Here is a 16,108-nt window from a genome sequence, read left to right as displayed (position 1 = left end):
TCGCCCCGCCCCCCGACCCTCTCCCTTTCACCCAGCAGGGTGAACACGGCACACTCTGTCGGGTGATGGCCGCCCCCTGGCTCGACGTGCTCGACGAGACGATCGGGGCTTGCACCACGCACAACCGTCCCGACCTGGCAGAACGGTTGCGCGAGAAGCGGGCCCGACAACTGGATCCCAAGCTCAGAGTGCTGGTGATCGGCGAGGCGAAGCAGGGCAAGAGCCAACTGGTCAACGCCCTCGTGAACGCCCCCGTGTGCGCGGTCGGTGACGACATCACCACCACCGTGCCCACCTTCGTGCAGCACGCCGAGACCCCCTCCGCCGCGCTGGTCCGCAACCCCGTGGCCAGACGCGCGATCACGGACAACCCGACCGAACGCGTGCCGGTGGCGCTCGACCAGCTCGCCAAGGAGGTCAGCGCCGGGTACTCCGGCGAGGTCGTCCGGGCCGAGGTCGGCATCCCGCGCGCCCTGCTCACGTCCGGGCTGGTGCTGATCGACACCCCCGGCGTCGGCGACCTGAGGTCCGCGCACACCGCGAGCACGTTCGCCGCACTGATGCAGGCGGACGCGGTGCTGCTGGTGTCGGACGCGACGAGCGAGCTGACCGCCACGGAGCTGGAGCTGCTCAAGCAGGTCATCACGAACTGCCCGAACGTGACGGTGGTCCTCACCAAGACCGACATCTGCCCGCAGTGGCGGCGGGTGCTGGAGACCAACCAGGCGCAGCTCGCCCGCGCGGGCGTGAGCGCCAAGGTGTTCGCCGTGTCGTCGGCGCTGCGGCTGCGGGCCGCGCAGACCGGCGACAAGGTCCTCAACGCCGAGTCCGGCTTCCCCGACCTGCTGGCGTGCGTGCAGCGCGACATCGTCTCGGCGGCCGACCAGCTCGCGCGCCGGGTGGTGGCCGTGTCCGCCGCGTCGGCGATCCAGCAGCTCGTGGCGCCGTTGAAGCAGGAGCTGACGGTGCAGAACACCAAGCGCACCGAGGACACGATCGGCGCGCTGCACGAGGCCCAGCGGCGGGTCGACGAGCTGCGGCGGCGCTCGGCGCGCTGGCAGACCGTGCTCGCCGACGAGATGGCGGACCTGGTGTCCGACATCGAGTTCGACCTGCGCGACCGGACCCGCAAGATCCTCCGCGAGGTGGACAAGACGTTCGACGAGGCCGACCCGGCGAAGGGCTGGGACTCCTTCGAGCAGTGGCTGGAGGACAACCTCACCGAAGCGGGCGCGAAGAACTTCGCCTGGCTGCTGGACCGGTCGGAGTGGGTCGCGGAGAAGGTCGCGAAGAGCTTCCCGGTCTACCGCGAGGACCTGCTGCCCGGCTCGATCTTCCCGGAGGACGTGCTGGAGCGGATCTCCGCGATCGAACGGCCGAACATCGAGAAGTTCACCGTCAGCCAGAAGCTGTTCACGGGTCTGCGCGGCTCCTACGGTGGTGTGCTGATGTTCGGCCTTGTCACCAGCCTCGCCGGGATGCCGCTGATCAACGTCGTGTCGATCGGCGCGGGCGCGCTGTTCGGCGGCAAGAGCATCAAGGACGAGGGCGACGCCAGGCTCAAGCGCCGCCAGGCCGCCGCGAAGAACGCCGCCCAGCGGCACGTGGACGACTTCTTCATCAAGTTCAGCAAGGACTGCCGCGACGCGGCCCGGCACGTGCAGCGCAGTCTCCGCAACCACTTCAGCACGTTGGCCGAGGAGTTGCAGGAGACCCTGCTGGAGTCGGCGCGCAGCGCGCGGCGGGCCGTGCAGGACGACGCGAGCAAGCGCGAGCGCCGCACCATCGAGGTGCGGCACGACCTGGACAAGCTGGTGGAGCTGTACAAGCGGGTGCAGGTGCTCGGGGGGTCCCAGGTCGCGCTGGGTATCTCGGCGTGAGGTCCACCGACGCGGCGGAGCCGAAGTGAGCCTGGAGAACAAGGTGCTGGGGCTGCTCAACGAAGCCCTGATCGTCTACCGCGACAGCCCGCGCGCGACGAGCTGGCTGCGCAACCAGCTCGTGCGGTTCGGCGAGCCGGTGCGGATCGCCGTCGCGGGCTCGACCCGGATCGGCAAGTCCACCGTCGTGAACGCGCTGCTCGGCGAGGAGTTCACGCCCGGCCGCGGGTTCACCTGGTACCGCGACGGCGTGCGGGCGCGGGCCACCGCGTTCACGCCGAGCGGGCCGCAGGAGGTGCCGGTGGTGCGCCGCGACGGCCGGGCGCACGTCGAGATGGGCATGTGGGACCAGGTCGACCGGGTGATCGTGGACTGGCCGACGCGGGCGCTGCGCGACGCGACGATCATCGACACGCCCCCCACCGCGACGAGCGACCAGGTGTACCGCGAGGCCGACGCGGTGCTGTACCTGATGCGGCACCTCCAGGACGTGGACCTGAAGTACCTCCAGGCCGCGCACGACAACCCGATCGCGCGGTCGTCGCCGATCAACACCGTGGTGGTGCTGGCGAAGGCCGACGAGATCGGCGCGGGCCGGATCGACGCGCTGTCGTCGACCAAGCAGATCGCCCGCCGCTACCGGCGCGAGGCGCGGGTGCAGCCGCTGTGCCAGAACGTGGTCGCGGTCGCGGGCCTGATCGCCGTGGCGGCCAGGACCATGCGGCCGGAGGAGTTCACCGCGCTGGCGGCGCTGGCCGCGCTGCCCCGCGCCGAGCTGGAGGACCACCTGCTGTCCGCGGACCGGTTCGTCGGCGGCGACTTCCCGGTCGTGATGGACCCGTCCGTGCGGCAGGCCCTGCTGGAGCGCTACGGCATCTTCGGCGTGCGGCTGACCGCGACGCTGATCCGCCAGGGCTTCGACACGCAGGTCAAGCTGGTCACGCAACTGGTGCAGCGCAGCGGTCTCGGCGAGCTGCGCGACTCGATCGGCCAGTACTTCACCGAGCGCCGCGAGGTGCTCAAGGCCCGGTCCGCGCTGCTGGCGCTGGACGTCGTGCTGCGCGCCGAGCCGAAACCCGCCGCGCGCAAGATCGTGATGGACCTGGAGCGGATCGTCGCGAGCGCGCACGACGTCCGCGAGCTGCGGCTCCTCGCCGCGCTCCAGTGCGGTCGCACCCGGCTGCCCGGCGCGCTGGAGACGGAGGCGTCCCGGATCGTCGGCGGTCTCGGCACGGCCGTGCAGGCCCGGCTCGGCCTGGAGTACGAGGCCGACGAGACCGAGCAGCGGTACCTGGTCGCGGACCTGCTGGCGCGGTGGCGCGAGCAGGCGGCCAACCCGGTGCTGGACCAGGACCAGCGGCGGGCCGCGACCGTGGTGGTCCGGTCGTGCGAGGGGATGTTGTCCGGCCTCGGCTGATCGCGCGGGGGATCATGGGGCCATGACCACCCTCACGACGGCACGGCTGTCCCTGGTCCGCTGGCGCGAGGAGCACCTCGTCGAACTCCTGGTGCTGGCGAGCGACGAGCGGATCGTCCGCCACATCGTCGACGGCAAGCCGTGGAACCGGGAGTACGCGACGGAGCGGCACCGCTCGGTGCTCGCCCACTGGCGGCGGTACGGGTACGGCTGGCGGGCGGCGCTCGACAGCGGGACGGGTGAGTTCCTCGGGGTGGCGTCGATGACGTACCGGGACGCCGGGACGATCGAGCTGGGCTGGTGGGTGGCGCCCGCCGCGTGGGGGCGCGGGCTCGCGACCGAGATGGCGACCGCGGTCCGCGACGAGGCGTTCCGGCAGCCCGGTGTGCGCCGGGTCGTGGCGCAGTTCCAGGACGGCAACGACGCGTCCGGGCGGGTGATGGCCAAGATCGGCCTGGTCCACGACCACAGCGAGGTGGACGAGACCCAGGCCGGTCGGCTCGTGCACGTCTACGTCGGGCACGTCCCGACGGCGGACTAGTCGGACAGGGCCTTCAGTGCCTGGCAGGCGACGCGGACCGCCGCGCTCGCCGTCCGGCGCGGGTCGGTGACCAGGAACAGGGTCGACTCGGGCAGTTCGGCCACGCACCGCAGCGTCCCGTCGGCGAGCTGGTCGGCCACGGAGACCCTGGGCAGCACCGACAGGCCCAGCCCCGCCACCACGCACGAGCGCGCGGCCTCGATGCTGCCGAACCGGGTCGGGTGCGCGTCGGCCAGGTCGCGGGCGAACCGGTCGGTGTACGAGCAGCCCTCCTCCAGCAGGAAGTACCGGCCGGTGTCCGGGTGGTTCGGCGCGGCGACGAGGTCGATGCGCTCGGAGCCGACCGGGGTGGCGTCCAGGGTCGTGGACGGCGGGTCGTCCTCCAGCACCAGCGCCAGGTCCAGCCCGCCGTCGTGGACCGCGTCCAGCGCTCGGCGGGTGCCGACCGGCGTCAGGTGCACGGTGACCCCTGGCCACCGCAGGGCGAGGTCCGCGATGATCGTGGGCAACCGGTACGCGCACATGGACTCCGGGGCGCCGAGGCGGACGTCGCCCGCGACCGCGGGGGTGCCCTGGACGGTGTCGAGCAGCCTCTGCTCGGCGGCCAGGACCTCCTGCGCGGCGGCCAGCACCCTCTCGCCAGCCTCGGTCGGCTTGGCCCCGGAGGGGAGGCGGTCGAAGAGGCGCGCGCCCAAGTGGCGTTCGAGGAGCTTGATGTGGGTCGTGACGGTCGACTGCACGACGTGGAGCTCGGTCGCGGTAGCGGTGAAGCTGCCCGTCCTGGCGAGGACCTGCAACGTTCGCAGGAGCCTGGTGTCCATGGATCGATGTTATCGATAGTGGGTATCGGTTGTCATCGTTGGACTCGATCAGCCGTGGTGGGGATGCTTGCGGTATGACGGAAATCCTGCGGTACACGGCGTTCAGCACCGATCCCGATGGCGGTAACCGGGCCGGGGTGGTGTTGGACGCCGGTGGGTGGGACGCGGCTCGGATGCTGGAGACCGCGGCCTCGGTGGGGTACTCGGAGACCGCTTTCGCGGTGCCCACCGGGGACCGGTCGTTCGACGTGCGGTACTTCAGCCCGGTGGTGGAGGTGCCGTTCTGCGGGCACGCGACCGTGGCCACCGCCGTGGCGCTCGGCGAGCGGATCGGGGACGGGGACCTCGTGTTCGAGACCGCCGCCGGGCGGGTCCGGGTGGGGGTTTCCGGTGGGCGGGCGAGGTTGACGAGCGTGCCGACCCGGTCGGTGGAGGCTCCGGCCGAGGTGGTCGACGGGGCGTTGCGGGCACTGGGGTGGGACCGGGATGACGTGTCGTGGCCGGTGCACGTCGCCCACGGCGGTGCCGGGCACCTGGTGATCGGGGTGGGGCGGCGGGAGAGGCTGGCGTCGCTGGACTACGACTTCGCCGCGCTGGCGGAGGTGCTGCGGTCCGCCGGGTTGATCACCGCCCACCTGTTCCACCAGAGGTCCGAGGACGTCTTCGACGTGCGGGAGCCGTTCCCGGTCGGCGGGGTGGTCGAGGACGCGGCCACCGGGGCCGCGGCGGCGGCGTTCGGGGGTTACCTGCGGGCTCTGGGGCTGGTGTCCGGGACTCGAACCCTGGTGATCCACCAGGGGGTGGAGATGGGGCGGGCCAGCGAACTGGTGGTGGAGGTCGAGGAGGGGGACGCGCGGGTGTCGGTGAGCGGGGCCGCGGTCGCGCTGGGGGCCTGACCCGTCGACGGGGTTCGCCCGTTCGACGGGTGGCGGCCCGGCGCGAAGGGGGATACAAGAGCGGGTGTGCCCGACTTGGAGTTGCGCCACCTGCGCGCGGTCTGCGCCATCGCCGAAGAGGGCAGCGTCACGAAGGCCGCGGCTCGGCTGGGGCTGACGCAGCCCGCGATGAGCGCGCAGTTGCGGACCGTGGAGCTGATCATCGGTGGGCGGCTGTTCGAGCGGACGTCCGTCGGCAGCGTGCCCACCGACCTCGGCAGGCAGGTGGTCGCGACGGCGAGGCGGGTGCTGGACGAGGTGGCGGGACTGCTCGACCCGGCTCGCGAGCGGGCGCGGGAGACCGTCGCGCTGAGCGCCGCCGAAGACCGCCCCGGTGGCGGCCACACGGCCTGAAGGGCTCGCGGCGGAGTGGACGCGCCAGGTGTTCACCCACGCGCCCACCGATCCCGCGCCGGTGGCGACGCCGCCCCCGTGGTCAGGTCAGGCTGACCCGGACCGCCTGCTCGATCGTTGTCAGCGGGCGGCCGACCAGCTCCTCCAGATCCGGCCGCACGGTCGACAGCACGCCGTCGCGGATGTGCGCGTGGTGGTCGACGAACAGCTCGGCCAGGAAGTCCGGCACACCGCCCGCCCGCAGCTCCGCCAGGTAGTCGACGGGCCGGACCTCCTGGTGCGCCAGCGGTTTCCCGGTGGCGCGGCTCGCGAGCGCGGCGAGTTCGGCGAACGTCCAGGCGCGCGGCCCGGTCAGCTCGTAGGCGGTGTTCTCATGGCCGTCGGTGCTCAGCACGACCGCGGCGGCCAGCGCCAGGTCGTCGCGGGAAGCGGTCGCGTTGCCGCCGTCGCCCGCGGCGCTGATCAGCGCGCCCCGCTCGTACGCGGCGGCCAGCGGGAGCGTGTAGTTCTCGTGGTACATCGCGTTGCGCAGGAACGTGTACGGGATGCCGCTGGCCGCGATCACCTCCTCCGTCGCGCGGTGCACCCGTGCGAACCCGATCGGGGTCGTGGGGGCGTCGACCACGCTGGTGTAGGCGATGTGCCCGACACCGGCGTCCCGCGCGGCGCGCACCGCCGCGGCCTGCTTGGTGATCCGCACGTCGTCCGGGCCGTCGGCGGAGATGAGCAGCAGCCGGTCCACGCCGGTGAAGTCGAGTTCCTCGGGCCGGTCGAAGTCGCCGCGGCGCACGTCGACGCCCTTCGCGGCGAGCGCCGCGGCCTTCGCTGGGTCGCGCACCGAGACCGCGACCTCGGTCGCGGGCACCCGGTCCAGCAGGTGCCCGGTGGTCAGCCCGCCGAGCTTGCCGGTCGCTCCGGTGATCAGTGTCGTCATGGCGGCGACGCTAGGAGCGTTCCTGCGGTTTCGTAAGTACCTACCTTATTCTCCGATACTGCCGATTTGGTTAGCATGCAGTTCATGGCCGCTACCGCGAACGTGTACAACCGGAACTGCCCGTCCCGCGAAGTCGTCGGCGTCATCGCCAGCCACTGGGGTTCGCTGGTGCTCGGCGCGCTGCTCGACGGCACGCTGCGGTTCGGCGAACTGCGCCGGACGGTGAACGGGATCAGCGAGAAGATGCTCGCCCAGACGCTCCAGGCGCTGGAGCGCAACGGGCTGGTGCACCGCGAGGTGCACCCGGTGATCCCGCCGCACGTCGACTACACCCTCACGCCGCTGGGCGTGCAAGTCTCGCGGCAGGTCAGGGGCCTGTTCGACTGGATCACCGGCTCCATGCCGGAGATCCTGACCGCCCAGCAGGCCTACGACACCTCGCGGGCCTAGGCGCGCCCGGAGTGTGCCGCCTCACCATCAGACCTCCTATCTCGAATCGATCAAGCAGCACTTCCGATCACGACGAATCGAGGTGACCCAGGCCAGAGATCGGAGGAGCAGACCCGCTGTTCGACGAACAGCACATGAATTCCAGGTGAGCTTTGTCAGAATGGGGTCATGACGCAGCCATTCACGGACGACCTGCATCCGGCCCTGCCGTATCCGGGAACCCGGCCGGATGCCTGCTTCGTCCACCTCGACGGCGAGGGCTGGCCGGTCACCCCGGACCCGTCGACCGACTCCGGGTGGCGGGTCGCGCCCGACGGGCAGGACCTCGACGACTGGCTCGCCGACCAGGGCGAACCGCCGCTCGCGGCGCGGATGCCGGTGCTCGCCTACGGGTCGAACGCGAACCCCGCCAAGGTGACCTGGCTCCGCGAGGAAATGGGCCTGACCGGTCCCGCGGTCGTGCTGCGGGCCCGCTGCGAGGGCATCGCGGCGGTGTGGGCGGCGGGCCTGAGGGCGCGCGACGGCGAACGGCCCGCGACGCTGGCCGCGGCGCCCGGCGTCGTCGAGGAGCACGCCGTCTGGATGGCCACGGCCGACCAGCTCCGGGTGCTCGACCGGTGCGAGGGCCGCGGGCTGCGCTACCGGCTCGTACGGCTGCACACGGGCCGGATCACCCTGTTCGACGGTGCCGAGGTCGACTCCGTGCTGGCCTACACCGGGGCCGGGATGCGGCGGATGCCGCTGCTCGTGCACGGCGTGCGGGTGCGGTGCTCCGAGGTCGACCAGCGCCGGGCGCGCGGGCTCAACGGGTGGGCCGCGGACACCGACGGCCTCGACCTCACGCCCGTGCTCGGCGACCCGTCGCCGGACGACTGGCCGGACCGGCTGTTCGTCTACGGCACGCTCCAGCCGGGCGGGTCGCACTGGAGCCTGCTGGAGGAGCACGTGGAGGGCAGGCCGGTGGCCGTGACGCTGCCCGGCACCCTGCACGACACCGGCCGGGGCTACCCGGCGCTGCGGCCCGGCGACGGCCCCGGCGTGCCCGGCCACCTGGTGCGGCTGGTCGCGCCCGAGGCCGCGTTCCCGGTGCTCGACAAGTACGAGGGCGACGAGTACCGCCGGGGCCGGGTCGTGCTGCCCGACGGCACCGTGAGCTGGACCTACCTGTGGGGCGAGAGCGTCGAGGGCCTGCCCGTCCTGCCCGGCGGCTGGGCGGTTTAGTCACCTTCACCCCTCCAGCTACTCGATTTGGTGAATTTCCGACGATCGGGGCCAACCACTCGGCGAGCTGTCCCGTCCTCCTGGTACGACCACGACCGAGCCGTTCCCCGCGGACGGCGGATCAGGGAGGACTGACATGAGCCGACGACCGATCGCCTGCGGTTTCCTCGGACTGGCGCTGGTGGTGTCCGCGTGCGGCGACGAGCGGACCACGAGCGGCGGGATGCCCTCGATCCCCACCACCGCTCCGTCCTCGACCTCGTCCACGGCGCCCCCGTCCCCGACGCGGTCGGTGCCGCAGTCGACGGCTCCCCAGGACGCCGCCCAGGCACCGCAGTCGACGAAGTGCGTCGCCGACTCGCTGGCCGCGAAGGTCGAGGAGGAGGACGCGGGCGCGGGCCAGCGCTACGCCAAGCTGGTCTTCACCAACATCGGCACGGCCCCGTGCACGCTGACCGGGTACAGCGGGTTCCAGTTGCTGGCCAGTGGCACGGCCGTGCCCACGTCGACCAAGCGCGACCTCGACCCCGGCCCCACCGCCGTGACTGTCGCGCCGAACGCCTCCGCCAAGGCCAACCTGCGCTGGACCGTCGTCCCGACCGGTGGCGAGAGCGTGACCGGCCCGTGCGAGCCCGAGGCGAACGCCGCCGCGGCCATCGCGCCCGACGACACGGAGCAGATCGAGTTCCCCTGGACCTTCGGTCCGGTGTGCGGTGCCGGACAGATCCAGATGAGCGCGTTCTACCCTGCCTAGGTGATCGAATCCAACGTCACCGGCCACGCGGGCGAACTCGCGGTCCACACCTGGCCGAACCTGGAGGCCCGATGGCTCGCCGTGCTGGTGCACGGCTACGCCGAGCACCTCGGCCGCTACGAGCACGTGGCGGCGGCGCTCGGTGACGCCGGCGCGCTCGTCGTGGGCGGCGACCTGGTCGGGCACGGCGGTTCGGAGGGCGAACGGGCGCTGATCACCGACGTCGACGCGCTGGTCGCGGACGTGCGCGCGGTGACCCGCTCGATCGCCACGCCCCTGCCGACCGTCCTCATCGGACACTCGGTCGGCGGTCTCGTCGCCGCGCGCTACGCGCAGGCGCACGGCCACGAGCTGGCCGCGCTCGTGCTGTCGGCGCCGGTGCTCGGCGCGTGGCAGGGCCTGGACCTGTTGTCCGCTAAAGAGATCCCGGACACCCCGATCGACCCGGCCGTGCTGTCGCGCGATCCGGACGTCGGCACCGCGTACGCCGCCGACCCGCTGGTGTGGCACGGCGGGCTGGACCGCCGGACGCTGGAGTCGCTGGAACGCGCGCTGGACGCGGTGGGCTCCGGCGAGCCGCTGGGCGACCTGCCGACGCTGTGGCTGCACGGCGACGACGACCGGCTCGTGCCGATCGCCGACACCAGGGCGGGCACGGACCGGATCCGCGGCAGCGCGTTCACCGAGCGCGTCTACCCCGGCGCGCGGCACGAGGTGTTCAACGAGACCAACCGCGACGAGGTGCTGGCCGACGTGGTCGCCTTCGTGCGGGGAGCGCTGAAGCTCTAAGGTCCCGCGCATGGCGGAATTCGACCTCCCAAGCGCTCTCGGCCTGCCGGCCACCCTCCCGCCGCTGCGGACGCCCGCGACCACCGACCTCGTGGCGGCGGCGCGCTCCAGCGCGCTGCTCGGGCAGGCGCTCGCGCTGTCCACGTGGGCCGACGGCCGCAGGGTGTACGAGGACTCCGACTTCGACGACTTCGACGGCGACCTGTCCGACTCGCTGGACCAGGTCTGGTACCTGGCGCACGCCGTCGGGTTCGTCGAGGTCGACGAGGACTCCAACCTGGCGTCGCTCGGCCCGAGCGCCGAGCCGTGGCGCACCGGTGGCGACGAGGCCGTCCTGGAGCTGTGGGACGAGGCGTACACGCACCTGGTCATCGAGTCGATGACGATCGACTCCGGCGACGACCTCGACCTCGAGGGCGTCGGCGGCGCCACCATGACCGCCCTGTTCATGGCCAGGAGCGCCGGGCTCGCGCTCGCGGAGTTCAGCGCCATGGCCCGCGCGGCGGCGCTGGAGCAGAACCCGCCCGAGCGCTGGGACGCCTACGTCACCGCCAACGGCGACCCCTCGCACGTGCTGCTGAACCGGCTGGAGGCGCTCGGCGCCGTGGAGTTCGACGCCTCGGAGTCCGACGCGCCGTACGCCCGCATGACCGGCCTCGGCGCGGCGACCATGCGCGACCAGATGTGCGACGGCGGTTTCACCATCCCGCCGATGCCCGCCGTGGCCGACATGACCGCCGCCGACCTGGTCGCCGCGACCGCCGCGCTCACCCCCGACGAGCTGCGCGCCGACACCGCCGCCTGGCTGGCACTGCGCTCGCCCGCCGACGCCGCGGCCGAGCTGCTGGCCGCCGCCGTGGACGCCACGGGCCGGGTGTTCGCCGCGACCACCATCGCGGACATCCCGGTCGACGCCGCGACCGCCTGGGAGTCCGCCCTGGACACCCCTGGGCTACGCCCCTACGCCCAGCGCGCCCTCACCCGCCCCCACGAGCCCGCCGACCGCGCGTGGCTGCTGGTGGACACCCTGGCCGTCACCACGGACCCGGACGACCGGGCCGCCATCGCCGAGGAACTGGCCACGGCGGCCGACGGCGACGAGACCGCCCTGTTCGACCACGTCTGGCGCCTCCCCCACCCCGACGCCGCCGCCGTGCTCACCCTGATCGGCGACCGGCACCCGGAGAAGAAGACCGCCAAGGCGGCGCGCAAGGCCGCGTTCAAGGCGGCGTCGAGGCGCTGAGGGACCGCTGGGGCCACTGCTGTGCACCGCCGTGACACGTTCGTGGAGAATTCGCCCTGATGGCTGAGGAAGACCTGGAGCTCGTGATCACCGTGGTGGTCGGGGCCGATGACGAGCAGCAGGCGCGCGTCGCTTGCGCGGGCCTCGTCGACCGGATCGGCGGGCGGGTCGTGCAGGCGGGCGACTGCTCCGACGAGGAGCCGGGGTGCTGGTCGGTGACGATCTGCGCGCCGAGCGCCGAGCGGGTGTCGGAGAACGTGGCGGGCGCGCTGGCGCGGTCGGTGCGGGCGTTCGTGCGGTTGCTCGGCGACGGCGTTCCGATGCCGCGGGTGGCGTGCGAGCCGCCGACGGCGTGGACCGTGCTGGACGACCCGGACGCGCTGGAGGTGCTCGTTCCGGGTGCCGAGCGGATGCTCGTGGAGTCCTGGGTGGGCGGCGACCCCGATCGGCGACCGTCCGAAGAGGTCCCCGATGAGCCTGCCGAGGTGGAAAGCCCCAGCCAGACGTGGGTGCGGTTGACCCTGCGGGTGGACGTGGCGGCCGAGCGGCGGGCCGGGGCGGAATGGCAAGCGCGGGCTGTAGCGAGTCGGGTGTCCAACGGGGGCAGCATCACCCGTGTGGTGGCACATGACCCTCTACTCAGCGTTCACCTGGACCTCGGGTCGAGTGTCAACTCGCCCACTACCGCGCTACACACGGCCGTGTCCCAGCTAGGCCTGTCGGACTGGTCCGAGATGGAGGAAACCGGTGACTCGGCGACTATTCGCTGGTCAGCGACCCCCACCCCGGAATCCGGGATCGTCGCGCTGGAGATGACCGCTTCCGTGGCGTCCACAACGGAGTGGACCGAACCCGGATAAGATCAACAGCAAGGTCCGGGCGAGTGAATCATGAAGCTCACTCGCCCGGCCCATCTTTCTTGTGAAGCTTGAAACATTCGGTACTAATAGGGTGGTCGGTCTACGGCCACCCGTGCACTCGGAGAGGGTCGGAGCCGACATGGCCAGCATCGAAGAGGTCCGTGCCGCGATCGCCCAGGCGATCGAGAAGGCAGGCCAGAGCGCCGCAGCCCTCCAGCAGGCAGCCGATCTGGCCGAGGACGCGCAAGCCCTGCTGAGCACGGCCGTGCAGGGCAGCGCCCAGTCGGACGCCGAGCAGGCCAACGCCCAGTTCGCCGAGGTCATCAACGGCGTGAGCGACCTCCAGAAGCACCTGGGCGCTGGGATCTCCCAGGCCGAGGGCATCAACTCCAGGCTGTGACGTGACGTCGGTCGCGGAGGTCAAGGTCGCGCTCGAACTGAGCTGCGACCACCTGAGGGATGCCTACCGCAGCGTGCGCGAGGCGCAGAAGGCACTGGACGAGGCCGTCGAACTGCTGTCCGACGCGGGGGCGAACCACCCGGAACCCTTGGTGCCCGCGGGTTTCGCGGCGGCCAAGGACAGGTTCCCCGACCAGTTGTCGCTGATGGTGAACAGCCTCGAACTGGTGCAGCGGCTAGCGGTGGAGCTGTGACGTGAGCAGACGCGACGAACGCCGCAGGAAGGTGGAGGACTCCTTCGAGGAGTTCCGCCTCTCCGTGGCCGCCGCGCTGGGCAACGCGTCACGTGAGCACCGCGAACTGGCGGACGAGCGCGCTCGCGACATGTTCGAGGTGATGCTGCGCGGTGGAGGGGTAGACCGCGCGCTCGAAGACCCGCTGCTGGAGAAGGCGCTCGCCAACCCGGCGTTCTCCAGCAGGCTCGCACGGGCGTTGATGGACCGCGTGGACGCGTTCCGCACGTGGTCCGAACGCGGCCCGGACCAGTTGTCCTCGCTGGTGCAGGGCGTGTCCCCCGGCTCGGCGTCGTGGCCGCACGAGTCGTGGCTCGGCGACGCGGGCACCGCCGACGGCGCGACCGTGCCGGAGCTGTGGCGGATCGGCACGGGCACGGTGCGCAGCGCGCCGGAGCAGCAGCAGTTCCCCGTCGCGGTTCCCCTGCTGGACCAGGCGCACCTGCACATCGCGTCCACTCCGGACAGCAGGCACCAGGCCGACGGTCTCGTGGAGAACCTGCTGCTGCGGGTGCTCAGCCACTTCCAGCCCGGTCTCGTCCACGTGCACGTGTGGGACGTCAACCAGTTGACCGGCTCGCTGCCGGGGCTGTACCCGTTGACCCGCGCGGGTTTGCTGACCGTGCACGACCCGTCCCGGCTGCACGAGCTGCTGGACGAGCTGTCCGACCACATCCGCCGCGTGCACACCAGCGTCCTCGTCGACGGGCACCTGTCGGTGCGCGCGGTCAGCGGGTCGGGGCGGCGCACCGAGCCGTGGCGGATCGCCGTGCTGTTCGGCAACCGGCAGGCGTTGAAGGAGGAGCAGCAGCAACAGCTCCAGCGCGTGGCGCGCAACGGGTTGGCCTGCGGCATCGTGCTGGTGATCGTGGACATCCCGGTGACGGTGAACTCGCCGATCGAGACCGTGACGCTCGCCAAGGACCAGACCGCGACCTGCACCATGACCGGCAAGCACGTGTCCGTGGCGCTGGACCCGCCCTTCCCGCGCACGCTCGTGCCGAGGGCGTGCGCGACCATCGCGGAGAAGCGCGAGGAACGCCGGTCGCGCTTCGGCTCGTTCGGCGACCTGCTGCCGGAGCACCTGTGGATGGAGAGCTCCTCGGCGGGTGTCGTCGCCCCCGTCGGGTACCAGGACGGCGAACCCGTGGTGCTGGGTCTGGGCGACACGTCGCCGCACGCCCTCATCGGCGGGCCGAGCGGTTCCGGCAAGACGAACTTCCTGTACGCCATGCTCGGCAGCCTCGCCGCCCGGTACTCGCCGGACGAGCTGGAGCTGTACGTGCTGGACTTCAAGGAGGGCGTGTCGTTCGCGCAGTTCGCGCCGGGCCGCAAGGACCCGAGCTGGCTGCCGCACGCGCGCCTGGTCGGCGTGAACGTGAACACCGACCGCGAGTTCGGCGTGGCGCTGCTGAAGTTCCTGTCGGACGAGATGCGCAGGCGCGCGGACGCGGCGAAGCAGCACGAGGTCACCAAGCTGGAGCAGTTGCGCGCCGAGGACCCGCACGGCCGGTGGCCGCGGATCGTCGCGGTGATCGACGAGTTCCAGTACCTGTTCGGCGAGCGCGACCAGGTCACCCAGCAGGCGACGCAGCTACTGGAGGACGTGGCCCGGCGCGGCCGTTCGCAGGGCATCCACCTGGTGCTGTGCAGCCAGGACGTGGCGGGGATCGAGGGTTTCTGGGGCAAGTCCGCCATCTTCGAGCAGTTCACCGTCCGGATCGCGCTGCCCAAGGCCCGCCGGGTGCTGGCCGAGCCGCAGAACGACGCGGCCGTCGAGCTGCCGCGCTGGCACGCCGTCGTGAACCACGAGTCCGGTGTGCGGCACGGCAACGAGATCGCCCGCGTCCCGGACTCCACCGGCAAGGGCACGTTCGACTTCCTGCAACGGGAGCTGCACCGCCGCAGGCGCCCCGACCTGGAGGAGCCGATCCTGTTCGACGGCAGCCGGGTCCCCGCGCTGCACGCCGCGGAGGACTTCCAGGCGCTGCGCCCCGGCGACGTCACGCCGACCGTGCTGCTGGGCCAGGTGATCGACGTGGCGGGCAGCGCGGCCAAGGTGCGGCTGGCCCGCACACCGGGCCGCAACATCGCCGTCATCGGCTCGCTGCTCCAGGACGCGGCGGCCGTCCTCGGCGCGGCGGCGATCTCACTGGGCAGGCAGAGCCTGCCGCACGAGGCCAGGTTCACGCTGTGCTGCCTGGTGGACGAGGCCGAGACCGCGGCGCAGAAGCTGGCGAAGCAGCTCTCCACCGAGGGTCACGCGGTGGACGTGGTGCGCATCGACGGCGTCCGCGAACTGCTCGACCGCACGGCGCAGCGGCTCACCGAGACCATCACCGGCTCGGCGGCCACCGCGCCGGAACCGCACTACCTCGTGCTGTACGCCGTGGACGCGGCGCACAGCAGGTTGGAGCAGAAAGACCCGACGACGCGGGCGTCCGGAGTGGACAGCCTGCGCACGGTCCTGAAGCACGGCCCGGAGAACCGCACCCACGTGCTCGGCTGGTGGCGTGGCGTGCAGCGGCTCAAGAGCAGCCTCCCTCCGGGCGTGTACGACGACATCGGCGCGTGGGTCGCCTTCGACGTCCAGGGCAAGGAACTGATCTCGATCGGCCCGGAGCAGGTCATGGCGTGGTCCCCGCGACCCCGGCGCGGCCTGTACTTCGACCGGTTCGAGCACTCACGTCCGCAGGTGGTCATTCCGTTCGACACGGGGGAGGACAAAGCATGAACACGCAGTCCAACGGAACGTGCGACTTCTCGGTCGTTCCCCAGCAGCGCACCGGTGCCGTGCACCAGCCCGCGCAGGACACCCGCTCGGCGGCCGAGCGGTACAAGGAGATCATCGGTTCGGCCGGTGAGGCGGTCGCGGCGATGCGCGCGCAGGACGAGGCGCGCGTCGCCCACCTGGTGGCCAAGCTCGCCGAGTCGCAGGACCGGATGGCGGACGCCATCGAGCGCGAGAAGGTCGTCAGGCTCGGTGTCGCCCTGCACTGGGAGCAGGCCGTCGAGGCGCTGTGGGACGAGCGGTGGATGGCGATGCGGCCGATGCCGAAGCCGGACGAGCGCGTGCCGCCGCGCGACCAGCGCGAGTACAACACCGCGATGGACGTGGCGTTCCAGGCGTTAGAGGACTCGTTGCAGAAGCGCACCCTGCTGCGGCGCAAGGCGAAGGAGTGACGGCCCGGTCGTGACCGCCGACCGCGGCGGCGCC

17 protein-coding genes are annotated in these 16,108 nt (G+C 72.0%); 15 read left to right on the top strand and 2 right to left on the bottom strand.

Annotated features, from left to right (window positions below; translation table 11 throughout):
• Window positions 1–65: 65 nt before the first annotated feature.
• Genes NZH93_RS19315 through NZH93_RS19305 form a run of 3 tightly spaced genes read left to right on the top strand, consistent with a single transcriptional unit; the run spans window position 66 to window position 3,838 of the window.
• Complete coding sequence (locus NZH93_RS19315; protein WP_259624505.1) at window positions 66–1,880, top strand: dynamin family protein; 1,815 nt, start codon at window positions 66–68, stop codon at window positions 1,878–1,880.
• A gap of 25 nt (window positions 1,881–1,905) precedes the next feature.
• Window positions 1,906–3,297 (top strand): P-loop NTPase family protein, encoded by a 1,392-nt coding sequence (locus NZH93_RS19310; protein WP_259624504.1) that lies wholly within the window; start codon window positions 1,906–1,908, stop codon window positions 3,295–3,297.
• A 22-nt stretch (window positions 3,298–3,319) separates the two neighbouring features.
• Window positions 3,320–3,838, top strand: a complete 519-nt coding sequence (locus tag NZH93_RS19305) for a GNAT family N-acetyltransferase (RefSeq protein ID WP_259624503.1) — start codon at window positions 3,320–3,322, stop codon at window positions 3,836–3,838.
• On the opposite strand, the gene NZH93_RS19300 is transcribed toward NZH93_RS19305, so the two are convergent.
• Entirely contained in the window at window positions 3,835–4,659 is an 825-nt protein-coding gene (locus NZH93_RS19300; protein ID WP_259624502.1) for a LysR family transcriptional regulator, read from the bottom strand. The two genes, NZH93_RS19305 and NZH93_RS19300, sit on opposite strands and share 4 nt — an antisense overlap.
• A gap of 74 nt (window positions 4,660–4,733) precedes the next feature.
• Here NZH93_RS19300 and NZH93_RS19295 point away from each other — a divergent pair, with 74 nt between their 5' ends.
• Window positions 4,734–5,555, top strand: coding sequence for a PhzF family phenazine biosynthesis protein (locus tag NZH93_RS19295; RefSeq protein WP_259624501.1), 822 nt, complete (start codon window positions 4,734–4,736; stop codon window positions 5,553–5,555).
• A 66-nt stretch (window positions 5,556–5,621) separates the two neighbouring features.
• Window positions 5,622–5,948: a LysR family transcriptional regulator gene (locus NZH93_RS19290; RefSeq protein WP_259624500.1), complete on the top strand. Its 327-nt coding sequence runs from the start codon at window positions 5,622–5,624 to the stop codon at window positions 5,946–5,948.
• An 82-nt stretch (window positions 5,949–6,030) separates the two neighbouring features.
• Here the strand turns inward: NZH93_RS19290 and NZH93_RS19285 are convergent, their stop codons facing one another.
• On the bottom strand, window positions 6,031–6,882 hold the full coding sequence (locus tag NZH93_RS19285) for an SDR family oxidoreductase (RefSeq protein WP_259624499.1): 852 nt from the start codon (window positions 6,880–6,882) through the stop codon (window positions 6,031–6,033).
• An 84-nt stretch (window positions 6,883–6,966) separates the two neighbouring features.
• Between NZH93_RS19285 and NZH93_RS19280 the strand changes: the two genes are divergently transcribed.
• The 10 genes from NZH93_RS19280 (at window position 6,967) to NZH93_RS19235 (ending at window position 16,074) form a co-directional block, all read left to right on the top strand.
• Window positions 6,967–7,332, top strand: a complete 366-nt coding sequence (locus NZH93_RS19280) for a winged helix-turn-helix transcriptional regulator (protein WP_308214214.1) — start codon at window positions 6,967–6,969, stop codon at window positions 7,330–7,332.
• Between the two features lie 168 nt (window positions 7,333–7,500).
• Window positions 7,501–8,553 carry a gamma-glutamylcyclotransferase family protein gene (locus tag NZH93_RS19275; protein WP_259624498.1) on the top strand — a complete coding sequence of 351 codons (1,053 nt, stop codon included), beginning with the start codon at window positions 7,501–7,503 and terminating at the stop codon, window positions 8,551–8,553.
• Between the two features lie 136 nt (window positions 8,554–8,689).
• Window positions 8,690–9,307 carry a DUF4232 domain-containing protein gene (locus NZH93_RS19270; protein ID WP_259624497.1) on the top strand — a complete coding sequence of 206 codons (618 nt, stop codon included), beginning with the start codon at window positions 8,690–8,692 and terminating at the stop codon, window positions 9,305–9,307.
• The gene (locus tag NZH93_RS19265; RefSeq protein WP_259624496.1) at window positions 9,308–10,096 is read left to right on the top strand and encodes an alpha/beta fold hydrolase; all 789 of its coding nucleotides are present in this window, start codon (window positions 9,308–9,310) and stop codon (window positions 10,094–10,096) included.
• A 10-nt stretch (window positions 10,097–10,106) separates the two neighbouring features.
• A complete protein-coding gene (locus NZH93_RS19260; RefSeq protein ID WP_259624495.1) occupies window positions 10,107–11,339 on the top strand; it encodes a hypothetical protein in 1,233 nt (410 codons plus the stop codon).
• Between the two features lie 59 nt (window positions 11,340–11,398).
• Entirely contained in the window at window positions 11,399–12,199 is an 801-nt protein-coding gene (locus NZH93_RS19255) for a hypothetical protein (RefSeq protein WP_259624494.1), read from the top strand.
• Window positions 12,200–12,338: 139 nt separating this feature from the next.
• Complete coding sequence (locus NZH93_RS19250; RefSeq protein WP_259624493.1) at window positions 12,339–12,599, top strand: hypothetical protein; 261 nt, start codon at window positions 12,339–12,341, stop codon at window positions 12,597–12,599.
• A 1-nt stretch (window position 12,600) separates the two neighbouring features.
• A complete protein-coding gene (locus NZH93_RS19245; RefSeq protein WP_259624492.1) occupies window positions 12,601–12,852 on the top strand; it encodes a hypothetical protein in 252 nt (83 codons plus the stop codon).
• A gap of 1 nt (window position 12,853) precedes the next feature.
• Window positions 12,854–15,625: an FtsK/SpoIIIE domain-containing protein gene (locus tag NZH93_RS50720; RefSeq protein WP_259624491.1), complete on the top strand. Its 2,772-nt coding sequence runs from the start codon at window positions 12,854–12,856 to the stop codon at window positions 15,623–15,625.
• Complete coding sequence (locus tag NZH93_RS19235) at window positions 15,622–16,074, top strand: hypothetical protein (protein ID WP_259624490.1); 453 nt, start codon at window positions 15,622–15,624, stop codon at window positions 16,072–16,074. Before NZH93_RS50720 ends, NZH93_RS19235 begins: the two co-directional genes overlap by 4 nt.
• The last annotated feature ends 34 nt before the right edge of the window (window positions 16,075–16,108 follow it).

It is taken from the genome of Umezawaea endophytica, from assembly GCF_025061645.1.
GTDB classification, from domain to species: Bacteria; Actinomycetota; Actinomycetes; order Mycobacteriales; family Pseudonocardiaceae; genus Umezawaea; species Umezawaea endophytica.
The sequence above is the reverse complement of the archived record's forward strand: the minus strand, read 5'-3'. Positions and strand labels throughout refer to the sequence as shown.

Excerpts from the sequence above, each read along its gene's own strand:
- NZH93_RS19295 (WP_259624501.1), top strand. The coding sequence starts at position 4,734 with ATGACGGAAATCCTGCGGTACACGGCGTTCAGCACCGATCCCGATGGC.
- NZH93_RS19315 (WP_259624505.1), top strand. The coding sequence starts at position 66 with ATGGCCGCCCCCTGGCTCGACGTGCTCGACGAGACGATCGGGGCTTGC.
- NZH93_RS19280 (WP_308214214.1), top strand. The coding sequence starts at position 6,967 with ATGGCCGCTACCGCGAACGTGTACAACCGGAACTGCCCGTCCCGCGAA.
- NZH93_RS19305 (WP_259624503.1), top strand. The coding sequence starts at position 3,320 with ATGACCACCCTCACGACGGCACGGCTGTCCCTGGTCCGCTGGCGCGAG.
- NZH93_RS19250 (WP_259624493.1), top strand. The coding sequence starts at position 12,339 with ATGGCCAGCATCGAAGAGGTCCGTGCCGCGATCGCCCAGGCGATCGAG.
- NZH93_RS19275 (WP_259624498.1), top strand. The coding sequence starts at position 7,501 with ATGACGCAGCCATTCACGGACGACCTGCATCCGGCCCTGCCGTATCCG.
- NZH93_RS19260 (WP_259624495.1), top strand. The coding sequence starts at position 10,107 with ATGGCGGAATTCGACCTCCCAAGCGCTCTCGGCCTGCCGGCCACCCTC.
- NZH93_RS19255 (WP_259624494.1), top strand. The coding sequence starts at position 11,399 with ATGGCTGAGGAAGACCTGGAGCTCGTGATCACCGTGGTGGTCGGGGCC.
- NZH93_RS19285 (WP_259624499.1), bottom strand. The coding sequence starts at position 6,882 with ATGACGACACTGATCACCGGAGCGACCGGCAAGCTCGGCGGGCTGACC.
- NZH93_RS19300 (WP_259624502.1), bottom strand. The coding sequence starts at position 4,659 with ATGGACACCAGGCTCCTGCGAACGTTGCAGGTCCTCGCCAGGACGGGC.
- NZH93_RS19235 (WP_259624490.1), top strand. The coding sequence starts at position 15,622 with ATGAACACGCAGTCCAACGGAACGTGCGACTTCTCGGTCGTTCCCCAG.
- NZH93_RS19270 (WP_259624497.1), top strand. The coding sequence starts at position 8,690 with ATGAGCCGACGACCGATCGCCTGCGGTTTCCTCGGACTGGCGCTGGTG.